Source organism: Mesorhizobium sp. WSM4306, assembly GCF_007003975.1.
GTDB lineage: Bacteria > Pseudomonadota > Alphaproteobacteria > Rhizobiales > Rhizobiaceae > Mesorhizobium.
In genome coordinates this window covers 609,930-630,766 of record NZ_VFTC01000001.1, presented here as the reverse complement: position 1 = coordinate 630,766, position 20,837 = coordinate 609,930, and the positions used below count along the sequence as shown (strand labels likewise).

General features: G+C 63.8%; 24 protein-coding genes and 1 pseudogene. 15 read left to right on the top strand and 10 right to left on the bottom strand.

Annotated features, from left to right (window positions below):
- Positions 1-9: 9 nt before the first annotated feature.
- Positions 10-768, bottom strand: a complete 759-nt coding sequence (locus tag FJV77_RS03220) for an SDR family oxidoreductase (protein ID WP_142865386.1) — start codon at positions 766-768, stop codon at positions 10-12.
- 122 nt (positions 769-890) lie between these two features.
- Between FJV77_RS03220 and FJV77_RS03215 the strand changes: the two genes are divergently transcribed.
- Both FJV77_RS03215 and FJV77_RS03210 read left to right on the top strand, forming a co-directional pair.
- Entirely contained in the window at positions 891-1,619 is a 729-nt protein-coding gene (locus FJV77_RS03215) for an AzlC family ABC transporter permease (RefSeq protein ID WP_142865385.1), read from the top strand.
- Entirely contained in the window at positions 1,616-1,912 is a 297-nt protein-coding gene (locus tag FJV77_RS03210; protein ID WP_142865384.1) for an AzlD family protein, read from the top strand. The genes FJV77_RS03215 and FJV77_RS03210 overlap by 4 nt, the downstream gene beginning before the upstream one ends.
- A 4-nt stretch (positions 1,913-1,916) precedes the next feature.
- Here FJV77_RS03210 and FJV77_RS03205 read toward each other — a convergent pair whose 3' ends face one another.
- From FJV77_RS03205 to FJV77_RS03195, 3 genes are all read right to left on the bottom strand, one after another.
- Complete coding sequence (locus tag FJV77_RS03205; protein ID WP_142865383.1) at positions 1,917-3,761, bottom strand: aminopeptidase P family protein; 1,845 nt, start codon at positions 3,759-3,761, stop codon at positions 1,917-1,919.
- Positions 3,762-3,876: 115 nt separating this feature from the next.
- A complete protein-coding gene (locus FJV77_RS03200) occupies positions 3,877-4,749 on the bottom strand; it encodes a 50S ribosomal protein L11 methyltransferase (RefSeq protein WP_142865382.1) in 873 nt (290 codons plus the stop codon).
- A gap of 64 nt (positions 4,750-4,813) precedes the next feature.
- A complete protein-coding gene (locus tag FJV77_RS03195; RefSeq protein ID WP_142865381.1) occupies positions 4,814-5,392 on the bottom strand; it encodes an SCO family protein in 579 nt (192 codons plus the stop codon).
- 174 nt (positions 5,393-5,566) lie between these two features.
- On the opposite strand from FJV77_RS03195, the gene FJV77_RS03190 reads away from it, so the two are divergent.
- Together FJV77_RS03190 and FJV77_RS03185 are read left to right on the top strand one after the other, a co-directional pair.
- Positions 5,567-6,055, top strand: a complete 489-nt coding sequence (locus FJV77_RS03190; RefSeq protein ID WP_142865380.1) for a CreA family protein — start codon at positions 5,567-5,569, stop codon at positions 6,053-6,055.
- 58 nt (positions 6,056-6,113) lie between these two features.
- Complete coding sequence (locus tag FJV77_RS03185; protein ID WP_142865379.1) at positions 6,114-6,755, top strand: DapH/DapD/GlmU-related protein; 642 nt, start codon at positions 6,114-6,116, stop codon at positions 6,753-6,755.
- 4 nt (positions 6,756-6,759) lie between these two features.
- Here the strand turns inward: FJV77_RS03185 and FJV77_RS32765 are convergent.
- Positions 6,760-6,953, bottom strand: a pseudogene (locus FJV77_RS32765) (SDR family oxidoreductase); the annotation flags it as partial.
- On the opposite strand from FJV77_RS32765, the gene FJV77_RS03175 reads away from it, so the two are divergent.
- Positions 6,885-7,229, top strand: coding sequence for a LysR substrate-binding domain-containing protein (locus FJV77_RS03175; RefSeq protein WP_142865378.1), 345 nt, complete (start codon positions 6,885-6,887; stop codon positions 7,227-7,229). The pseudogene FJV77_RS32765 and the gene FJV77_RS03175 overlap by 69 nt on opposite strands.
- Positions 7,230-7,544: 315 nt before the next feature.
- Positions 7,545-7,970 carry a low affinity iron permease family protein gene (locus FJV77_RS03170; RefSeq protein ID WP_142865522.1) on the top strand — a complete coding sequence of 142 codons (426 nt, stop codon included), beginning with the start codon at positions 7,545-7,547 and terminating at the stop codon, positions 7,968-7,970.
- 8 nt (positions 7,971-7,978) lie between these two features.
- Here FJV77_RS03170 and FJV77_RS03165 read toward each other — a convergent pair whose 3' ends face one another.
- Positions 7,979-8,845 carry an SDR family NAD(P)-dependent oxidoreductase gene (locus FJV77_RS03165; protein ID WP_142865377.1) on the bottom strand — a complete coding sequence of 289 codons (867 nt, stop codon included), beginning with the start codon at positions 8,843-8,845 and terminating at the stop codon, positions 7,979-7,981.
- A gap of 134 nt (positions 8,846-8,979) precedes the next feature.
- Between FJV77_RS03165 and FJV77_RS03160 the strand changes: the two genes are divergently transcribed.
- Positions 8,980-9,261: a hypothetical protein gene (locus tag FJV77_RS03160; RefSeq protein ID WP_142865376.1), complete on the top strand. Its 282-nt coding sequence runs from the start codon at positions 8,980-8,982 to the stop codon at positions 9,259-9,261.
- Between the two features lie 6 nt (positions 9,262-9,267).
- On the opposite strand, the gene FJV77_RS03155 is transcribed toward FJV77_RS03160, so the two are convergent.
- On the bottom strand, positions 9,268-9,843 hold the full coding sequence (locus FJV77_RS03155; protein ID WP_142865375.1) for a TMEM175 family protein: 576 nt from the start codon (positions 9,841-9,843) through the stop codon (positions 9,268-9,270).
- A 154-nt stretch (positions 9,844-9,997) separates the two neighbouring features.
- Between FJV77_RS03155 and FJV77_RS32760 the strand changes: the two genes are divergently transcribed.
- Both FJV77_RS32760 and FJV77_RS03150 read left to right on the top strand, forming a co-directional pair.
- The gene (locus FJV77_RS32760; RefSeq protein ID WP_246691122.1) at positions 9,998-10,201 is read left to right on the top strand and encodes a hypothetical protein; all 204 of its coding nucleotides are present in this window, start codon (positions 9,998-10,000) and stop codon (positions 10,199-10,201) included.
- Positions 10,201-11,196: an MFS transporter gene (locus FJV77_RS03150; protein WP_246691121.1), complete on the top strand. Its 996-nt coding sequence runs from the start codon at positions 10,201-10,203 to the stop codon at positions 11,194-11,196. The genes FJV77_RS32760 and FJV77_RS03150 overlap by 1 nt, the downstream gene beginning before the upstream one ends.
- Positions 11,197-11,199: 3 nt before the next feature.
- Here the strand turns inward: FJV77_RS03150 and FJV77_RS03145 are convergent, their stop codons facing one another.
- Entirely contained in the window at positions 11,200-12,672 is a 1,473-nt protein-coding gene (locus FJV77_RS03145) for an MATE family efflux transporter (RefSeq protein WP_142865374.1), read from the bottom strand.
- A gap of 176 nt (positions 12,673-12,848) precedes the next feature.
- Here FJV77_RS03145 and FJV77_RS03140 point away from each other — a divergent pair, with 176 nt between their 5' ends.
- Positions 12,849-13,640, top strand: coding sequence for a L,D-transpeptidase (locus tag FJV77_RS03140; protein ID WP_142865373.1), 792 nt, complete (start codon positions 12,849-12,851; stop codon positions 13,638-13,640).
- A gap of 74 nt (positions 13,641-13,714) precedes the next feature.
- Here FJV77_RS03140 and FJV77_RS03135 read toward each other — a convergent pair whose 3' ends face one another.
- Complete coding sequence (locus FJV77_RS03135; RefSeq protein WP_142865372.1) at positions 13,715-15,196, bottom strand: esterase-like activity of phytase family protein; 1,482 nt, start codon at positions 15,194-15,196, stop codon at positions 13,715-13,717.
- A 172-nt stretch (positions 15,197-15,368) separates the two neighbouring features.
- Here FJV77_RS03135 and FJV77_RS03130 point away from each other — a divergent pair, with 172 nt between their 5' ends.
- Both FJV77_RS03130 and FJV77_RS03125 read left to right on the top strand, forming a co-directional pair.
- Positions 15,369-16,124: a DUF4239 domain-containing protein gene (locus tag FJV77_RS03130; RefSeq protein ID WP_142865371.1), complete on the top strand. Its 756-nt coding sequence runs from the start codon at positions 15,369-15,371 to the stop codon at positions 16,122-16,124.
- A 71-nt stretch (positions 16,125-16,195) separates the two neighbouring features.
- Entirely contained in the window at positions 16,196-16,510 is a 315-nt protein-coding gene (locus tag FJV77_RS03125) for a hypothetical protein (protein ID WP_142865370.1), read from the top strand.
- A gap of 27 nt (positions 16,511-16,537) precedes the next feature.
- Here the strand turns inward: FJV77_RS03125 and FJV77_RS03120 are convergent, their stop codons facing one another.
- On the bottom strand, positions 16,538-17,563 hold the full coding sequence (locus FJV77_RS03120) for a LacI family DNA-binding transcriptional regulator (protein WP_142865369.1): 1,026 nt from the start codon (positions 17,561-17,563) through the stop codon (positions 16,538-16,540).
- 194 nt (positions 17,564-17,757) lie between these two features.
- Between FJV77_RS03120 and FJV77_RS03115 the strand changes: the two genes are divergently transcribed.
- The 3 genes from FJV77_RS03115 to FJV77_RS03105 all read left to right on the top strand — a co-directional run bounded on the left by FJV77_RS03115 (position 17,758) and on the right by FJV77_RS03105 (position 20,806).
- Positions 17,758-18,789: a Gfo/Idh/MocA family oxidoreductase gene (locus FJV77_RS03115; protein WP_142865368.1), complete on the top strand. Its 1,032-nt coding sequence runs from the start codon at positions 17,758-17,760 to the stop codon at positions 18,787-18,789.
- Positions 18,786-19,694 carry a sugar phosphate isomerase/epimerase gene (locus tag FJV77_RS03110; RefSeq protein ID WP_142865367.1) on the top strand — a complete coding sequence of 303 codons (909 nt, stop codon included), beginning with the start codon at positions 18,786-18,788 and terminating at the stop codon, positions 19,692-19,694. Before FJV77_RS03115 ends, FJV77_RS03110 begins: the two co-directional genes overlap by 4 nt.
- 98 nt (positions 19,695-19,792) lie before the next feature.
- Positions 19,793-20,806 carry a substrate-binding domain-containing protein gene (locus FJV77_RS03105; protein WP_142865366.1) on the top strand — a complete coding sequence of 338 codons (1,014 nt, stop codon included), beginning with the start codon at positions 19,793-19,795 and terminating at the stop codon, positions 20,804-20,806.
- The last annotated feature ends 31 nt before the right edge of the window (positions 20,807-20,837 follow it).

The window sequence follows — 20,837 nt, the reverse complement described above, 5'->3', positions numbered from 1 at the left end:
GCTGCTCGGCTACATCCGCATCAAAAGACCGCCGTCGACGGCGAGTTCGATGCCGGTGATGTAACTTGCCGCGTCGGAAAGCAGGAAGAGCGCCGCATTGGCCATGTCCTGCGGCGTGCCGATGCGGCCGAGCGGCGTGTAGCCGGCAACGGCAGCGCGCTTCTCCTCAGTGTCCCAGCGCGCCTGCAGCGGCGTCAGCGCCATGCCCGGGCAGATCGAATTGGAGCGGATGCCATCGCCCGCCAACTGCATGGCGAGCGACTTCGACAGCGCACAGACGCCGGCCTTGGAGGCCTGGTAGGCATCCTGCGGTTTGGGATCGCCGCGATACCACTGGATGGTCGAGAAATGCACCATGGCGCCGCCGCGCCCGCCGGCGCGCATATGCGGAACAACCGCCCGCGCCATGTGGACGAAGGATTTCAGATTGATGTTGAAGACCTGGTCCCAGACATCGAGGTCCATTTCGAGGGCCGACTTGTCGCGGCCGAACCAGAGTACGCCTGCGACATTGGCGAGATAGTCGATGCGGCCACGCGAGCGGCCGGCAGCATTGATGGTCTGTTCGACAAAGGCTGCGTCGGTGAGGTCGCCCTGCGCGAAGGTGAGCCGGTCGTCATGGGCGGCAAGGGACGCCGGACGCGGCTTGATGTCGATGGCGGTGACGGAGGCGCCGGCCTCGAGCAACGCCAGCGTGATCGCCTCGCCCATGCCGCCACCAGCTCCGGTGACGACCGCATGCCTGCCGGTGAAATCATAAGCGATCATGTGAACCCCTCGTGAAGCTTCGCGACGCCTGACATCAGTTTCGCTGATCTGTTGGCTCAAGCGAATTCGTCTGACTTTTTAGCCGCTCGAACCTAAATATCAGCGCGATCTGGGAATGCGAGATGTCAGCTGAGACCTTAACCGAAAATTCTGTGGCCACCGATTTCTGGGACGGCGTATGGCTGTCGACGCCGGTGGTCGTCGCCGCGGCGCCGTTTGGACTGCTTTTCGGCGCCATTGCTGTCGATAATGGCTTCTCCGTTCTCGAAGCTTCTTTGATGAGCGCGCTGATCTTCGGCGGTGCCAGCCAGATGGTTGGCATCGAATTGTTCGGCCAGCATGTTGCGCCATGGCTGATCGTGCTGTCCATCTTCGCGGTCAATTTCCGTCACGTGCTTTACTCCGCTAGCATCGGCCGACGCATCGCGCATTGGCCGGTGATCCAGCAGGCACTGGGCTATTTCGTGCTCACCGATCCACAGTACGCGGTGGCCGAGCGCAAAGCCGAGGCCGGCGAGACCGTTGGCTTCGCCTGGTATATGGGGCTGGGCCTGCCGGTCTATGTGTTCTGGGTGATCGAGAGCGCCCTGGGTGCCGTTTTCGGCAAGCTCATCCCGGACACGCACGCACTCGGCATCGATTTCCTGCTGCCGATCTATTTCCTTGGCCTGGTGCTGGGCTTTCGCAAGCGACCTTTGTGGCTGCCGGTCGTGATCGCCAGCGCTGCCGCCTCGATCATTGCCTACAAGACAGTCGGTTCGCCCTGGCACGTTTCCATCGGCGCCATTGCCGGCGTGCTTCTGGCCGTCATCCTGCCGCCGCATCATAGCGGCGTGGAGGCAAAGCGATGAGCACCACCTTCTGGATCATCATCGCCGGTGCGGTCGCCACCTATCTCACCCGCGTCGGCGGCCATCTGGTCATCTCGCGCTTCGACCACATCCATCCACGCGTCGAGGCCGGCCTCAACGCCGTGCCGGCCGCGGTGCTGACGACGCTGGTGGCGCCGGCCGCCCTTGGCGCCGGCCCGGCCGAATGGGCGGCGCTGATCGTCACCGCTGTGGTGTCGTTGCGCGGCGGCCTGATGGCGATGTTTCTGGCCGGGGCGGCGGTGCTGATCCTGGCGCGGCAGTTCGTCGGGTAGAAGCTCAAATCTTCGCGTCGTGCGGCAGCGGGGCGGTTGCTTTCTCCAGCCAGGCCAGCGTCTCGCCGTCGAGCATCTGGCCGATCTCAGCCAGCACGCGCGCATGATATGCGTCCAGCCATTGCAGCTCTTCCCTCTGCAAGAGGTCGGTCCGGATGAGCCTGACGTCGATTGGCGCCAGCGTCAGCGTCTCGAAACTGTGCATGGCGATGTCCCCGCCTTCGACAGCTTCGGCCGGCGTCACCAGGATCAGGTTCTCGATGCGGATGCCGTAGGAGCCTTCCTTGTAGTAGCCGGGCTCGTTGGAGAGCATCATGCCGGCGAGCAGCTTTTCGGTGCCGGTGCGGGCAATGCGCTGCGGCCCTTCGTGGACGGCGAGATAGGAGCCGACGCCATGCCCGGTGCCGTGCGCGAAGTCGCAGCCATGCTTCCACAACGCCATGCGCGCCACAGCGTCGATTTCGGAGCCGCGCGTGCCGGCCGGGAAGCGCAACGTCGAAATGCCGATCATGCCCTTCAGCACCAGTGTGAAACGTTCGCGCATCTCTTCGGTCGGCTGGCCGATCGGCACGGTGCGTGTGATGTCTGTCGTGCCGTCCTGATACTGGGCGCCAGAATCGAGCAGGAACAACTCGCCAGCCGCGAGTTTGCGATTGGTGGCGCGCGATACACGATAGTGCATGATGGCGCCGTTCGGGCCAGCGCCGGAAATAGTGTCGAAGGAGACGTCGCGCAACGGCATCTGCGTTTCCTCGCCGGTCATCCGGCGCGTCTCTTCCAGTTTGGTGACGACGGTTATTTCGTCGAGCGAGCCCGGCTTCTGCCGCTCCAGCCAGCACAAGAGTTTCGCCACCGCTACCCCGTCGCGTCGGTGCGCGGCGCGGCTGCCGGCGATCTCGGCCTGGTTCTTGGTCGCGCGCGGAATGCGGGCGGGATCGGGCGCGGCAACAAAGGTGCCGCCATTGTCCTCGACCAGCATTCTGAGCTTTTCGGCCGCCAGCACCGGATCAAGCGCGATCTTTGCGCCACCTTTGGCAAGGGCGATGATTGCCGCCTCGAATTCGCCCGGCTCGTGTAAGTCGGCAAGCTGGGTGAGATAGGCGGCGACGGTGCGCGAAAATTTGCGCTGGTCCATGAACAGCTGGTGCTTGCCGTCGGCGGCGAGGATGGCAAAACCGAGCGCCAGTGGCGTGTGCGGCACATCACCGCCGCGGATGTTGAAGGCCCAGGCGATCGAGGAGGGGTCGGTCAGCACGGCGTGCGTGGCGCCGTCCTTGGCGATCGCCGCTGCCAGCCGCACCAGCTTGTCCTTGGCCAGTTCGCCGGCAAAGCCGATCGGGTGGATCTCGACCGGCGCCACCGGTGGTGCCGGCTGACCCTTCCAGATGATATCGATCGGGTTCTTGTCGAGCGGAACCAGCGTGGCGCCGGATTGCTCGGCCGAACCATTCAGCGCCTTGACCTCATTGATCGTGTGCAGCCAGGGGTCGAAGCCAAGTCGCGCGCCCTTGCCGAGATTGTCCTTGATCCAGGACGCCGGCGGGTTGTCGACGAGGCTCTCGATGGCGAAAATGTCGAGATCGACCTCGTGGCGGACCTGCAGCGTGTAACGCCCGTCGACGAACATGAAGGCGCGGTCGCGCAGCACGAGCGCGACGCCGGCCGAACCGCTGAAGCCGGTCAGCCATTTCAGCCGCGCCGAGCGGTCGGCGACGTATTCGCCCTGGTGCTCGTCGGCGCGGGGCACCAGGAAACCGTCGAGGCCATTGTCCGCCAGCCATTGCCGCAGCAACTTCACGCGCGGCTTTCCGACCCTGGGATCGCCGGCGGAATCGAAGGTCTGGAACATGGCGGGTTCTCCTATATTGCGAGCGACCGTAGCGCATGACCCGGAAAACCGGAATCGATTTTCGAGAGCTCGGATTGGTCCAAGCCGGGTTTCCCCCTGCGGCTCGGCGCTCTGTTCAGTGCTTGAGGTGGATCGTCACCCAGCCTTCGCGGTGCAAGGTCCTGACATGGCGAAAATTCTGGCCGACATAGGCCGAGATCACCGCGTTGCATTGGCGCTCGAGGATGCCGGACAGCACGATCGAACCGCCGAGCCTGATGTGCCTGGCCATTTCAGGCGCCAGCCGCATCAGCGGCCGCGCCAATATGTTGGCGACGATGAGGTCGAAAGGCGCGCGTTTGCCGAAGATGGGGTGATGAAAACCGGGCGCCGTCACGGTTTCGACCAGCGCCTTGACGTGGTTGAGGCGGGCGTTGGCGGCGGCAACCCTGACAGCGATCGGATCGATGTCGGTCGCCAGCACCGGAATATGCGCCAGCTTGGCGACGGCGATCGCCAGCACCGCGCTGCCGGTGCCGAGGTCGAGGGCATTCCTGGGATGCTCGCGCCGCACTACGCGCTCCAGCATTTCGAGGCAGCCGGCGGTGGTGCCGTGATGGCCGGTGCCGAAGGCAAGGCCGGCCTCGATCTCGATGGCGAGTTCGCCGCTGTGGCGCTTCGGGCGGTCATGCGCGCCATGGACGAAGAAACGCCCGGCGCGTACCGGTTTCAGCCCCTCCAGCGAGCGCGCCACCCAGTCGATGTCGGGCAAGACCTCGCGTTCGATAGGCTTCGACAGGGACAGCCCGGCAAGGATGTCTTTTAGCCTGACCTCAACCGCGTCGACATCGCCGTCGGCATAGAGCGAGACTTCATAAATGTCGCGGTCTTCGTCGACTTCGAGCACGGCAAGCGGCAGGCCTTCATCCTCGAAAGCCAGTTCGAGCGCGGCGAAGATGCTGTCGGCTTCGACCTTCCCGGCCGTGAAATGGAGCCTGGTCTGCACCATCAGCTGGTCTTTTGTTTGAGCATGATCTTTTCCGAAAACCGGGTTCCACTTTTCGGGATCATGCTTAGCCTGCCGCCAGCCGCTTAAGTTTGGCGATCGCCGTCTCGGCGCTCTCACCGTAAGCGATCGTGCCGGCGAACTCGCCCTTGGCATTCAACAACAGCACCGAGGCGGTGTGGTCCATCGTGTAGTCGCCGTCGCCGGTGTCGACCTTTTTCCAGTAGATGCTGAACGACTTCGCCATCGCGTGCACTTTATCGGGATCGCCCGATATGCCGACGATGCGGTCGGAAAAATTGCCGACATAGGTTTTCATCACCTGCGGCGTGTCGCGCTCCGGGTCGACGGTCACGAAATAGGCGTTGAGGTTCTTGCCGTCGTCACCCAGCGTCTTCAGCCAGCCGGCGAGTTCGAACAGCGTGGTCGGACAGACTTCCGGGCAATGGGTGAAGCCGAAGAAGATCACGCTGGGATGGCCGCTCCTTAAGGCGGCTTCCGTGACCGGTGCGCCTTTCTGGTCGACCAGTGTGAAGACGCCGCCATACGGCTCGCCTCCATAGTGGCCCTTGTACCAGTCGAAGGTGAGCCAGCCGATGCCGGCCGCCATCAGGACGAGAATGCCGACCAGGATTGAACGCATCATCAGGAAGTGTCCGTCGTGATTTTGATGGGCGCCGGATTGGCGCCTGCAGCGGCAGTCTTAGCCGGTCGCGAGGGTCTAGGCAAAGATGCCGCGTTGCCGCAACCGGGCTGAGCACTACCTTGCAAACAGCCGGCCCCTATCCCACCTGAGGCCGGCAAACCTGAGGAGGCTCCCTTGCAGAAACTGATCGGTGGCGCGCTGGCCGCATGCATTGCCCTTGGCGCCGGTGCTGCCGCGGCCGAGGAAGTCGGCAAGGTCGGCGTCGACTGGCTCGGCAACGACATCATCGTCGAGGCCATCAAGGATCCCAAAGTCGACGGCATCACATGCCACGTCTCCTATTTCGACCGTGGTGTGATCGACCGGTTGCAGAAAGGCAACTGGTTCGAGGACCCGTCGGATTCCTCGATCTCGTGTCGCCAGACCGGGCCGATCACCATCGGCGACATCGACATGAGCGAAGGCGGCGAAGAGGTGTTCAAGCAAGGCATCAGCCTGATCTGGAAGAAGCAGGTGGTGAACCGCATCTACGACAAGGAAAACGAGACGTTGATCTATCTATCGCATTCGCGCCAGGTCCAAGACGGCTCGGCGAAAATGTCGGTGACCACCGTGCCGCTGTTCGGCCAGAACGTGGTATGGACAAACGGCCAGCCGAAATAGGGCGATTACTCCCGACGCGACAATTGCTTCCGCAATTGCGCGGAGGTAAATCCGCGCCATGGACCGTACTGAAAACCTTGTCCTCAAAGATCCTGAACCGCGCATTCATCCGACGGCCGAGCTGAAGGCGTGCAAGCTCGGCCGCTATGCCTCCATCGGCGAGCGGGTGGTGCTGCGCGAAGTCAATGTCGGCGATTTCTCCTATTTCGAGCGCCACGCCGAAGCGATCTACACGACGATCGGCAAATTCTGCTCGATCGCCGCCAACAGCCGCATCAACGCGCTGGAGCACCCGATCGAGCGGGTCACGCAGCACAAGCTCAGCTACCGCCCGAACGAGTATTTCCGCTGGCTGGGTGTCGATGCGGCGTTTCGCGCGCGGCGGCAGGCGAAAGCTGTCAGCATCGGCAACGATGTCTGGATCGGCCATGGCGCGGTGATCATGCCCGGCATCAGCATCGGCAATGGCGCCATTGTCGGCGCGAATGCCGTGGTGACGCGGGATGTGCCGGCCTACGCGATCGTCGCCGGCGTGCCGGCGAAGCCATTGCGCCCGCGTTTTCCTCCTGAGATCGCGGCGCGGATCGAAAGCCTCGCCTGGTGGGACTGGCCGCCGGAAAAACTCGCCAAAGCGGTTCCCGACATGCAGGCCCTGGCGATCGAGGATTTTCTCGACCGTTGGGAACGCGATCCTTCCTGAGTGCTCAGATAAGCATGCCGCCTGAGACTTCGATGCGCTGCGCGTTGATCCAGCGGTTGTCCTCCGAAAGCAGCGAAGCGATCATCGGGCCGATATCGTCGGCGACGCCGGGCGTCCGAGCGCCGTCACCTGGCCGACCATGCGCTGCATATCGGGATTGTCGCGCAACCGGCCGCCATTGAAATCGGTGGCGATGGCGCTGGTGAGATACGCAATGTTTCGCTGCCGGCCCGCATAAGCGTCACCAACTCCGAAACCTATGCAGCACTTGCCCGCCTCGGCTTCGGCCTGATGCAGGCGCCACGCTATCACTATGCCGGCGATGTCGCTGCCGGCCGGCTGGTCGAAGTGTTGCCGCAGCATCCGCCGACACCGATGCCGATCTCGGTGCTCTACCCAAAAAGCCGCCAGCTCTCGCCGCGCGTGCGCGTCTTCATCGACTGGCTGGTCGAAATCCTCGCGCCCAGATTCTGAACCGCGCACCCGTCGGGAAGAGAGCCGCTGGTCTGCGACAACAGAACCCCCTTCCGCTCTGCGGGGGTGGCGCAGCGGAAGGGGCTTTGGAGATAAACCGCCGTGAAGCGGAAGGACCAGGCTCTCCGGCCTGCATAGCGACTGTGGCAGGAAACCCATAAGGCGGCTTTTCAGGGTGCTGCGCTTTTGGCGTGTATTCAATTGTAGCCGCGATATCGCCTGCGACAGGGAACCGGGAGCGGCTGCCGGTTGTTTCTTGCTGGAGCGATGAATGCGGCTCCCATCGGCTTGGGCCCTTGAGGGATTTTTTGAATGATGGAAAAGCTGTTCACCAAGATCGCCAACACGGTTGCTCATCTGGCCGGGCTGCCGCTGACCTTTGTCGGCTGCTGCGCGATTATCGTCGTCTGGGCGGTCAGCGGGCCGTTCTTCGGCTTTTCCGATACGTGGCAGCTGGTCATCAACACCGGAACCACGATCATCACTTTCCTGATGGTGTTCCTGATCCAGAACACGCAGAACCGCGACGGCGCCGCGATCCAGGCCAAGCTCGATGAACTGATCCTGGTCGGCAAGGGCCACAACCATTTCATCGGCATCGAGCACCTGACCGAGACTGAGGTCGAGGAAATCAGAGACAAATGCGAACGGGCGGCAAAACGCCATGACCGCGAGATCGCCGAACTGGCCGCCAAGAAAGCCGTGGCCCAGAAACGCACTCCCAAAAAACGCGCCGCGTGAACCGTTGCTCAGCGCTCCATAAAGGCCGCGAAGGCGTCCTTGTGGTCGGGGTGCCAACGCGACAGAGCCGGGCGGTTCTCGATGATGTCGCCGATCGCCCAGGCCATGCGTTTCTCATCCATAGGCCGCTTCACGTCATTGTCGGGGCAGAGGATGTAGAAATCGCCGCGCATCAGCGAGGCCAGCATGAAGTCGACCACCTGTTCGCCGGTCCAGGCGCCAGCCGGTTTTTCGGTCGCTCCCTCGGTAAGGCCGGTGAAGGTGAAGCCGGGGATGAGAAGATGCGCGCCGACCTTGGCACCCGGCTCGTTGCGCAGCGCATGTTCCAGGCCTTCGGTAAACGTCTTCAGCGCCGATTTGGAGACGTTGTAAGCGAGATTGCCGGGCGGCGTGGTGATGCCTTGCTTGGAGCCGGTGTTGACGATAAGGCCGGGTTTGCCGGAGGCCAGCATGGCAGGCGCGAAGGCCTCGACACCGTGCACGACGCCCCAGAAATTGATGTCGATCAGCCGCTTCCAGGCCTCGCCGTTTTCCCAGGGTTTTCCCGGATTGTTGCCGACGCCGGCATTGTTCATCAGCAGCGAAACAGTGCCGAAGGCGTGGTGCGTCGTCTCCGCCAACCGGCCGAGTTCGTCCGCCTTCGAGACGTCGGTGGCGACGGCAAGCACGGCATCCTTGCCGGCGATCGCGGTGACCGCCTGGCGGGCCGCATCGAGGCGCGCACCGCCCATGTCGGCCAGCACCAGCTTCATGCCCATAGCCGCCAGCCTTTTGGCCGCGGCAAGGCCGATGCCGCTGGCGCCGCCGGTAACGACGGCGACGTTGCCTTTGCTGAGGGCGGGCAGAGCGGTCTGGATTTCGGCGTCGGAGGTCATGATCTTTTCCTTGGGTTCGGGTTGCGCCGAATTTAGCGCCAGATGTAGCTCAGACAAGCCCATAGCGGCGGCTTTGGGTTGACCGGAGTGGCGGGCGCTGTGCATGTTGCCCGCCATCGAAGGAGATCGACCGATTGACCGACTGGATCGCAATCCTGAAGGAGCAGACCGCTACCGGCGATCAGATGGGCCGTGAGGTACCGCAGATGCTCGCCAATCCCGACATCAGCGAAGCGCAGGTGAAGACCTTGTTTTCGGCGCTGGAAAAGCAAGCCGAGTTCGTCGAGAAATTGCGCATGGCGCTGGAAAAATTCGGCCATGACTTTTCGATCATCAAGGCGGCGGAGCGGCTGGAGGAACGCTATGCCGACCTAGCGGCGTCGGTCGCCGAAAAGCTGAAAGCGATGCGCACGTAGAAGCAGCTACTTTTCGATCACCCGCGAAAACCGCGTATCCGGCACGAACCAGATGGCAGCCACCAGAAAGTAGATCGCGACGCCGATCCACTGGTTGACGAAGGTCAGCAGCACGGCGGTTATGTAAAGCGCCACCGAAATCTTGCCCTTGCGGTCACTGCCCAGCGCCTTGGCGAAGGCGGTTTCGTTGCCATGCAGATGGTGCAGCTTGGTCACAAGAATCCTGTAGGCGGCCGCACACAGCACGAGGTCGACGCCATACACGGCGACAGGGACCGGCGCGAAATGATTCTCGCCCATGAAGGCCGTCGTGGCCGGGATCAGCGACAGCCAAAACAGAAGGTTGAGATTTGCCCACAGCACGCGGCCGTCGACGCGCTGCACGGTGTGGAACATGTTGTGCAGATTGTTCCAGTAGATGCCGACATTGATGAAGGACAAGACATAGCTGAAGAAGATCGGCCACAGCGGCGCCAGCGCGGAAAGATCCTCGCCATGCGGCACTTTCAGCTCCAGCACCATGATGGTGATGATGATGGCGACGACGCCATCCGTGAATGCCTCGACCCTGCCTTTACCCATGGTTCCTCCCTCTCGATGGACAGACGTTACGGGAGGATTTCGCGCATGGCCATCCTGACAAGATTGTCAGGAGTGGGTTCGGCAAGCGGAATGGCCGTCCTTACATGGACGTTGGGTTTCGATTGGGCGTTGGGGCAACCGGCCGGAGGTTGCCATGACCAGTTATGCCGAGACGACGACGCGCAGCCATGAACTCGGCGGCCGTACCGCGATGGCTGCGGTCGCCACCATGATCGCGGCGTTGTTCGCCGGCAGCACGGCGCTGACGCCGCTTTACATCATCTACAAGCAGGCTTTCGGTTTCTCGCAGATCACCTCTATGCCGTCTATGTCGTCGGCAATCTGGGCGCATTGCTGATGTTCGGACGCTTGTCCGACGGCATTGGCCGCCGTCCTGCGGCGCTGGCATCGATGGCGGTGGCGGTGGTCAGCGCGCTGGTGTTCCTGCTGGCCGAGAATGTCGCCTGGCTCGACGCGGCCCGCATCCTGAGCGGGCTTGGCATCGGCATCGGCGCGGGGACCGGCACGGCCTGGCTTGCCGAGCTGATCGAAGGCAAAGACAAGTCGCGCGCGGCTGTCACCGCCACCAGCACCAACTTCGTAGGCCTTGGCCTTGGCGCGCTGGTCTCTGGGCTGCTCGCCGAATATGCGCCCTGGCCGCTCAGGCTGACGTTTACGGTCTATCTGGCGGTGCTTGTCGTGGTCACGCTCATGATCTGGCGCACGCGTGAAACCGTCTTGCAGCCTGGGCGGCTGGCCGATGTTTCGCTGCGGCCACGGCTGTCGGTGCCGGCCGATATCCGCGCCGCCTTTGTGGCGCCGGCGGTGACCGGCTTCGGCGCCATGGCGCTGGTCGGCTTCTATGCAGCGCTGGCGCCGAGCATTCTGGCGCAGCAGCTGCATGTTGCCAACCATGCCGAGGCAGGCGGGCTGTTCTTCGAACTGTCGATCGTTGCAGCCGCAACCATCCTGGGCACAACCTGGCTGTCCAGCCGTGCCGGCATGCTGGCGGCGCTGGTACTGATGATCCCGGCAGCGGCGCTGGTGGTTGCCGCGCAGGTCTTTGCCTCGATGCCGCTGATGATTGCCGCCACTGCTTTGTGTGGTGGGGCGGCGGCCCTCGGCTATCGCGGCGGCCTGCAAGTGGTGAACCAGATCGCGCCTGCCGACCGCCGCGCCGAAGTGGTGTCGGCGTTCTTCATCTGCTGCTTCTGCGGCAATGCGCTGCCGGTCATCGGCATCGGGCTGTTGTCGAACTGGAGCAGCCCGACGACGGCAAGCCTGGCGTTTGCCGGTATGATCACGGTCTTCTCGCTAATCGCGTTGGGATTCGGCGCAAAATACGCGCGCTGAGAATCATCCGTTAGGCGTCTCGGGCGCCATGTTGGCTCGCTGGCGCGGTATGCCGAGGCCGGTGTCGGGCGGCTCGCCGGCGGCCGGACGGTCCTCGATCATGTGCATGCTGCGCCAGCGGCCGAAGCGATAGTAGGCGGCGGCCAGTACCAGCGAGGTGATCGAGCCTGCCGGAAAGCTCCACCACAGCGCTTCCTCGCCGATGTAGCTCCGGAAGAAGTACGCAAAGCCGGTGCGCACCACGAGCACTGAGATCACCAGGATGACCAGCGGCGGCATCACAGCACCTGTGGCGCGCACGGTGGCGAACAGCACGATGGTGACGCCGAACAGGATGAAGGACCAGGACGCCACCTTGTTGATATGGGCGGCAATGTCGATCGCGGTGCTGTCGCCGCTGAGGAACAGGCCAAGCACCGGCCTGTCGAAGAAGAACAGCAACGCCACCAGCGAGCCGGTGAGCACGAGGTTGAAGCCGACGCCGGCCGCGGCGACCTTGCCGATGCGGTCCCAGCGCCCGGCGCCGACATTTTGCGCCGCCATCGAGGAGACAGCGGCGCCGATCGCCAGCGCCGGCATCTGGATATAGGTCCACAGCTGGGCGGCGATGCCGTAGGCGGCGGCGACCTGCGAGCCGTAGGAATTGACGATGCCCATCACCGTCAGTGCCGCCGCCGAAATGACGATCATCTGCAGGCCCATCGGCACGCCCTTGAAGACGACGATCCTGAGCAGCGTCGGGTCCGGCCGCAGCAGAGCGAGGTCGGCGCCGGCGATCCTGAGCGGATGCTTGCGGGCATACAGCACGACGAGGATGGCGATCACGCTGACCGACTGGCCGACCAGCGTCGAGGTGGCGGAGCCGGCAATGCCGAGTTCGGGGAAGGGGCCGATGCCGCGGATCAGCAGCGGATTGAGCACGATGTCGAGCACGACAGCGAGCGCCATGAAGAAGAACGGCGTGCGCGAATCGCCCGCGCCTCGCAGCACCGTCATGACGAAGGACAGAAGGTTCATCATCGGCACGGCGACGAAGATAATGCGCAGATAGGAGCGCGCCAGCGGCAGCGCATCTGGTGGCGTGCCAAGCGTGTTGAGAATGGCGTCGACCCAGATCCAGCCGCAGACGGCGAAGACCACCGAGACGAGGAAGAAGAAGGTAGCGCTGGTGCCGACGATGCGCCGCGCCTCGGGCAAATCGCGGGCGCCGACCGATTGCGCCACCAGGATGGTCGCCGCCATGCCGATGCCGAACACAGTGCCAAGGATGAGGAACAGCACCAGATTGGCGTTGGACGTCGCGGTCAGCGCCGATTCACCGAGAAAGCGGCCGACCCAGACGGCGTTGATCGAACCGTTGAGCGATTGCAGTACGTTGGAGCCGAGCACCGGCAAGGCGAAGAGCAGCAGCGTGCGCGGGATCGGGCCTGTGGTCAGATCACCGGTGCGCCGGCGCGCAGGCTTTTTTTCGTCCATGGGCTGCTCGGCGAAGGTTCATCTCAAAGGCCGCCCGGCAATGATTGCCGATTTAACGGATAAGGTCGATGCCGCATCGGAACATTCCGCCTTGCGCGTCTGAGCCAATCAGGTTCTCAAAGCATCCGGAATGGGCTATGGGTCATCGCCGGGTGGGGCCGCAAACCGGGGGGATCATGTCCGACAATCCGCTTTTTTCCGAGCGCATGAACCGCCGCGTGTTTCTCGGGGCATCCGCCTTGGGCGCCGCTTCCGTGGCGCTTTCGGGCTGCACAACGACGGACGTGGCGCCGCCGGTGGTAGCGCCGCCGCCGCCAAGCGATTCGGCTCTCGGCGCTGCCGAAAGCATGTACGCGGCGCGCGTCGACGAGGGTTTTTCGCTGCCGGCGATCCCGATATCCAAGCTCGATCCGAAGTTCGTGCGCCAGATCGTGACCGACCCGACCGGCGAAAAACCCGGCACCATCGTCGTCGATACGTCGGAACATTTCCTCTATCTGGTGCGCGATGGCGGCAAGGCGATCCGCTACGGCGTCAGCCTCGGCAAAGCCGGTTTCGGCTGGACCGGCAGTGCGGTGGTCCAGGCGCGCAAGAAGTGGCCGGTGTGGACGCCGCCGCCGGAAATGATCCAGCGCCGGCCGGAACTGGCGAAATACAAGGATGGCATGCCGCCGGGACCGCAGAGCCCGCTCGGCGCCCGCGCGCTCTACCTGTTCCGCGACGGCAAGGACACGATGTACCGGCTGCACGGCACGCCGGAATGGGATTCCATCGGCAAGAACGCGTCGTCGGGCTGCGTGCGCTTCATGAACCAGGACATCATCGACCTATACAGCCGGGTCAACGGCGTAACCCAGGTCCATGTGCGCGCGAACTTCTCAGTCGCCGGGGAGAGCTCCGCCGTATCGAACAGGACCGCCGAGCCGATCGATGCCGGCGTGCCGAAAGACGCGGAAATCTTGAAATAGGCTTCGCGGCATCGCTGATCGTCGATAAGCAGTTAAGGCGGACGCGTTTGGCGCGTCCGCCTTTTTCTATGCTGCTATTTCTTGGCGAGGCCGGGAAGCGTGATCTGATAGACCAGGAACATGGTGTCGACATCGGCGCCGTCTTCGGCCTTGTAGGGCGCGCCGACCTGGAAGCCGTCCTGAGCGAGGAAATCGTTGTCGTTGCCGACGAACAGGAAATAGTCGTCGGGCAGCGCCGGATCGAGTACGCTGACCACCGACATCGCTTCCCACTTCTCCGAGAGGTTGTTCTTGTCGTTCGGCTTGCTGTCATGCAGGCCGAAGCGGCCGAGTTCCTTGTTGTCGTTGATGTCGATGAATGGTGTCAGCTTGGCCGGCGTCACCGAGGGATCGAGCACGCCCTTGGGCGCCAGCGGCTTGTCGGCGGCATCGAAGGCGCCGCCGGCAACGTCGGTCGCGGCCGAGACGTCGACGACGAAGATCTTGCGCACAAGCGAGGTGTCGCCCTTCACCCCCTGGCCGTTGCCGCTGTCGCGCGCCAGCATCAGGAAGGTCTTGTCGGACAGCGCGACGATCTCGCTCTGCGCGGCGATCTTGGTCTTGCCCTTATCGTCCTTGAACACCGGCAGCGGCACGACATATTCGTGCGCCAGCTTGAGGTGTTCCGGGTCGGAGGCGTCATAGACCAGCGCGCGGGTGTTCTGGCGCGTTGCGCCGGAATCGCCGCCATCCTGGCGGGGCGCGGACTGCAGCACCGCGATCAGCGACTTGCCGTCCGGCGTCAGCGCCACGCCTTCGAGGCCCTGGTTGTTCTGACGGCCGGTTTCGGGATCCTTCGGATCTGGTTCGGCGGCACCCGGGCCCGGATTGTCGGAGGCGAAGTTCGGCTTGCCCTTGCGCATCGGCACCAGGGCCGCCGGCGGCTGCGTCGCCGACATCAAATGGCCGTCGGCCGAGAAGCGGTAGATGTTGGGCCCGTATTCGTCGGAGATGAACATGGTGCCGTCGGGCAGCCGCGCGATGGCCTCATTGTCGAGCGCCAGCTTGCCGTTGGCCTCGGGCAGGATCGGCATGTCGCCGCTGGCCGCGCGCACGCCGTTGAGCGGATCGAGGCCGGTCGCGTCGGCACCCTTGTCGTCGGTGAGCAGCAGGGAATCAGCAAGCGTCGCCTTGACGCCGGTCTGTTCCTGGCCGGCGGCGGGCACAGCACCCAGCGCGGTCGGCGTGAGCTCGATACGAATAGTGTTGAGGCGCGGCCGGTAGTCGGTGGTGCCGACGACATTGTAGCCGCGGTCGGGCAGCAGCCAGAGCGAACCCTTGTAGCCATTGGCGTCATGCGTCCAGCTCGAGGCGTCGATCGACATGCCGGAGCCGGAGCCGAAGGTCTCGCCGAACTTGTCCTTCAGGTCGGCCGGGATGCGGCCGACGCCGACCAGGCCCTTGTTGACGAAGCTGACGCCGCCGACGGTGGCGGTGCTGTCGGCAAGGGCAGGGGTCAAAGCGGTAAACAGCGCCAATGCGGCGCCGAGCGACACGGTTCGATGCGAGATTTTCATGGAGATCCTCTTTGTGACAAGCCTTCAAGCGGCGCAAAGGGCCCCGCATCGCATCGACGATGTGGCAAGCGCCCTCCCGCAAAGCGGTCTAGGACGAGAACATGATACTTGCGTGACAAGTGCGTTCTGCCGGCCATTGGCATTCGGCGCTTGCCGTGCAGAAATGGCTGCCATGCACGAAACACTCATCGCGGTGGCCGTTTTCCTCTGCCTGACGGCGGCGCCGCTGGTCAGCATGGCTGTCTATGGCAAATTGCCCGCGCATCACCGCGAGGACGACACCAACAATGTGGTACGGCTGGCCGCCAACCTGTTCGTGGTCATGACCTCGCTGGTGCTTGGTCTGATGATCAACTCGGCCAAGAACACTTTCGAGTCGATCGACCGCAACGTGCACACATATGCGACCGAGTTGATCCTTCTCGACCGGTCGCTTCGGCAATATGGGCCTGAGACCGCCGAGGTCCGTCAGCCGCTGGTCGCTTATGTGCAAAGACAGACCAACAACTGGACAGAAACCAACGAAACACCCCTCGTCGCCAACCGGCTGTCTGAACGTCTGTTGACCGAGATCAGCACACGATTGACCGCTCTGCAGCCTACTGACGCAGCGCATGGTTCCATGCTGGAGGACGCTCGCCAGCATCTGCAGAAGGTGGTGGAACTGCGCTGGGCTCTGATTGAGCAATCGGAAGGTACCATCCCGCGGCCGCTGATCGTTATGCTCGTTGCCTGGCTGGTGCTGATCTTCGCCAGTTTCGGTTTCAGGGCGCCGCGAAATGCCATCACCATAGAGACGTTCGTGGTGTCGGCAACGCTGATTGCCGGAGCGCTTTACCTGATCCTCGATATGGATGTGCCGTTCTCCGGCCCGATCCAGATTTCGTCGGCGCCTTTGCAGAGGGCTTTGGTCGAATTGCAACAGTGAGGCGGAACCCGCGGCGTTCCAATGCATTCCTGGACACGGCTGGATTTGCCGGTCCATTTGAGGGAGTCGACATGGGTTTCGATCAGTATCACGAACCGCCGGAAGAACTGACGCAGAAGGTGCGGACCTTTGCCCGCATGATCACCTCGCTGATCGAGGAGGCGGAGGCAATCGGCTGGTACGAACAGCGCATGTCGGTGGAGAAGGACCCGCAGGCCAAGGCGATCATGAAGAACGCGCAAGGCGAGGAGTTCAAGCATTTCGGTATGGATCTCGAATTCCTGCTTCGCCAGAAGAAAGACTGGCGGGCGGAACTGAAGGAAATCCTGTTCACCACCGGCGACATCGTCAGGGCCGGCGAGAAGGGCGAGAAGAAGGTGGATTGAGGCCGGCCGGCCTACGTGCAGCAGCGATCAATCGCTGTCGCGCACGATCAGTTCCAGCGGCCAGACTTCGCGGAGGATGCGCGTGCCTTCGGGGCCGGCGAAGGCGGGGAGCGAGGCCAGCAACATTTCGGCCAGCCGCCAGCCCATGGGCTCCAGCGACGGACGGAAGGCGGTCAGCGCCGGCGAAAAGTAGCGGCAGAGCGGGGTGTCGACGATGACGGTCACCGCGATGTCGTGGCCGGGCCGAATCCCCATCTCGGCCAGCGCCTTGCAGCCGCCGAGCGCCATGGCGTCATTGTTGAAGATGATGGCGGTCGGGCGATTTTTTGCCAGCATCACGCGCGGCGTCACCTGGTAGCCGCCGGCCTCGTTGATGAAGCCGTCGGCGATCAGCGCCGGATCGACTTCGATGCCGTGCCGCTTCAGGGCCTTGCGGTAGCCGTCGAGGAACAGATAGCCAAAATTGAGATTGAGCGACGGGCGGATGGCGGCGATGCGGCGGTGGCCCCGGGCCACCAGACGGTCGACGGCATCGGCACCGGCCTTTTCGAAATCGAGGTCGAGCGAGGGATAGGCCTTACCGCCTGAGCGGCTGCGGCCGAGCGTGGCGAAGGGGAAGCCGGCCTCGAGCAGATAGTCGATGCGCTCGTCCTCGCGCCGCGTCCAGGCCAGCACCACGGCATCGGCCCGGCGCGTCTCGACGACGCGGCGCAGGCGCTCCTGCTGATAGTCGCCCGGCGCCCCCATCACCACGGTGAGGTCGAGCCCGCTTTCGGCAAGCCGGCCTTGCAGCCCGATCAGGAACGGGATGAAGAACGGTTCGCCATATTGCTGGTCGCCCGGATGCGGCTGCAGCATGAAGGCGATCGAATGGGTGGCGCCTTGCCGGAGACTCCGGCCGGACTGGTTGGGCGCATAGTTCAGCTGCTTGGCGGCGGCGAGCACGCGCTGGCGGGTGTCGGCATTGACGTCGGCGCGGCCGTTCAGCGCCCGCGACACGGTGCCGATCGAAATGTTCAGGTGACGCGCAAGGTCGTGGATGCTGGACGCCAAGGACTTCTCTCCCCCAACCTTGGCTAGCACCGGCTGCCGCTCAGGCCAAGGCTTCGGGACAATTTTCGCTGGCAGCAGATTGACATTGTACGCCATCGGGTGTGTCATCGTAAACGTTTACGGAAAAACGTTTACGGTAATGCCGTGAATGCCGCGACATTCGGTCTGGAGGGACCGGACGGGAGGAATGCCGGATGATGAATGCCGTCCTCGTCGGCTGTGGAGCGATGAGCAAGGCCTGGCTTGACGCCGCGAGGCAAATCGACGGGCTGGCCATTGTCGGCCTCGTCGATCTCGACGCCGAACGAGCGAAGGCGAGGGCGCGCGAATACGGGCTCGACGGCGCCGTCATCGGCACCAGCCTCGATGCCTTACTCGACCAAACCAAGCCTGACGCCGTGTTCGACGTCGTGGTTCCCGCCGCGCGGCGCGACGTCGCCTTTGCCGCCTTTGCCCACAATTGCCATCTGCTGACGGAAAAGCCGCTGGCCGACACTCCGGAGAATGCCCGCGCCATTGTCGAGGCGGCGCGCCGAGCGGGGCGTATCCATGCCGTGGTGCAGAACCGCCGCTATGTCGCCAATGTCCGGCGCATCCGGCGCTTTCTCGACTCCGGCGCTATCGGCAAACCGACCAGCATTCATGCCGATTTCTTCGTCGCCCCGCATTTTGGCGGCTTTCGCGAGGAGATGGCGCATGTGCTGCTGCTCGACATGGCGATCCATACGTTCGACGCCGCCCGCTATATGGTCGGCGGCGATCCCGCAGGGGTCTATTGCCAGGAATGGGAGCCGGCCAATTCCTGGTACCGGCAGGGTTCGTCGGCCAGCGCCATCTTCGATCTCGGCGGCGGCAAGCGCTTCACCTATGCCGGCTCCTGGTGCGCCGCCGGCTTCCGCACCAGCTGGGAGAGCACATGGCGCATCGTCGCCGAGCACGGCAGCCTGGTCTGGGATGGCGAGGACGGGCTGAAGGCGGAGGTTGTGTTGTCGGTCCGCGATGGGCTGTTCGACCTAACCCAGCCCATCATCGTGCCGGCGCTCGATCCGGCCGACCGCGTCGGCGGCCATCTCGGCATCATCAAGGATTTCATCCACGCCATTGAAACCGGCACCGAGCCGGAAACGCGTGGGAGCGACAACATCAAAAGCCTGGCCATGGTTTTCGGCGCCATCGAAAGCGCCGAGACCGGGCGGCAGGTCGCCATTGTTGAGGAAGCATCATGACGCCAAACCCGCTTCTCGACATCCGGATCGGCACCATGGTGCGGGCCAACCTTGATGACCCGGCGGCTTACATCAAGCAGATCCTGCCGCTTGGGTTCGAGAGCATTCAGCCGTTCTTCTGGCAGACGCTGGGCGGCAAGGATCTGCCACGGCTGGCCGGCCAGATTCGCGAGGCAATCGGCGATGCCGATGTCGCCGTGTCGTCGATCGGCGTGTTCGGCAATCCGCTGGAGGATGGCGAGGTCGATCGCGGCGTGCTCGCGGCCTGGGAAACGGTCATCGACAATGCGCATCTGTTCGGCGCCTCGATGGTCAGCGGCTTCACCGGCCGCTTGCGCGGCAAGAAGTTGACCGACAGCCTGCCGCGCTTTCGCGAAGTCTGGGGGCCGCTGGCCAAGCGCGCCGCCGACAAGGGCGTGCGCATCGCCTTCGAAAACTGCGCCATGGACGGCAACTGGGCCGCCGGCGACTGGAACATCGCCCACAATCCCGACGCCTGGGAGCTGATGTTCAACGAATTGCCCGACGACAATCTCGGGCTGGAATGGGAGCCCTGCCATCAACTCGTCTACCTGATCGATCCGATCCCGCAGATCCGCAAATGGGCGCCGCGCATCTTCCACGTCCATGGCAAGGACGCGACCGTGCGCTGGGACGTGATCCGCGAGCATGGCGTCTTCGGCCGGCTGCCCTTCGTGCAGATGCGCACGCCGGGCTTCGGCGACAGCGACTGGACGCGGGTGATCAGCGAATTGCGGCTGGCCGGCTACAAGGGCGCCATCGATATCGAGGGCTGGCACGACCCGGTCTATCGCGGCGATCTCGAAATCACAGGTCAGGTGCGCGGGCTGGAATACCTCAAGCAATGCCGGGGAGGAGCGACCTACCTGCCGAACCCAACGTGAGGAGCGGCCGGCGGGAGGAGCCGGCCTAATCGTTGAGTACTTGCCGCAAGCGAATGAAGAAACCCTCGGCTTACCGAGGACAAAAGGGAGGAACGTGCATGAGCATCGCAATGAGAACGACACTTCTGCGCTCGACCGTCGTGGCCGCCGCCACCGCGCTCTGCGCCGCCATCTCCACCTTGCCGGCACAGGCGCTTGACGCCCAGTGGTGCAAGGACGTCCACATCCGCTTCTTCGTCGGCGGCGCCGAGGGCGACGCTTTCGGCACCATCGTCTATAATGGCGCCAAGCAGGCGGCGGCCGATCTCGGACCGAAGGTCGACTACATCTTCTCCCAGTGGGACGTCGAAAAGATGGTGCAGCAATTGCGCGAGGCCGTCGCCGTGAAGCCAAACGGCATCGCCATGATGGGCCATCCCGGCGACGCCGCGATCATGCCGCTGGCCGAACAGGCGCACAAGGACGGCATCAAGATGATGTACCAGAACGTGCCGGTGCCGAAGGTGGTGGAAGCGTTCGGCGGCGGCTATGTCGGCGCCCAGCAGGAGCAGCAGGGCCGCGCGCTCGGCGCCGAGGCGTTCAAGCTCGGCAAGCTCAAGTCCGGCGACAAGGCGATCATGATCGGCCCGTTCGAGAACGAGGCCCGCGGCGCGCGCGAACGCGGGACGGTGGCCGCGCTCAAGGAAGCCGGCGTCGAGGTAATCCAGCTGTCGTCGCCGCCGAGCGGCGAATGGGCGTCTGACCCGAACCTCGCCATCCCGGTGATCACGGCAGCGCTCCTCAACAATCCTGACGTCAAGGCGGTTGGCTATCCCGGCGGCCAGATGCTCGGCAATGTCGCCACCTACATGCAGGCGGCAGGCAGGAAGCCAGGCGACATCTTCAATTTCGGCTTCGACACCAGCCCGCAGATCGTCGAGGCGTTCAAGGGCGGCTGGGTGCAGCTGACGGCCGACCAGCAGCCGTTCCTGCAGGGCTACCTGCCGATCCTCAGCCTCTGCCAGCAGGTGGTGCTGGGCCTGGCGCCGATGAACGTCGACACCGGCGCCGGCTTCGTCACGCCGCAGAATTACGAGATCGTCGCCGAGCTCGCCAAGCAGGCGCTGCGCTGACCTCCCAAGCTGTCGGCTGGGCCTGAGCCCA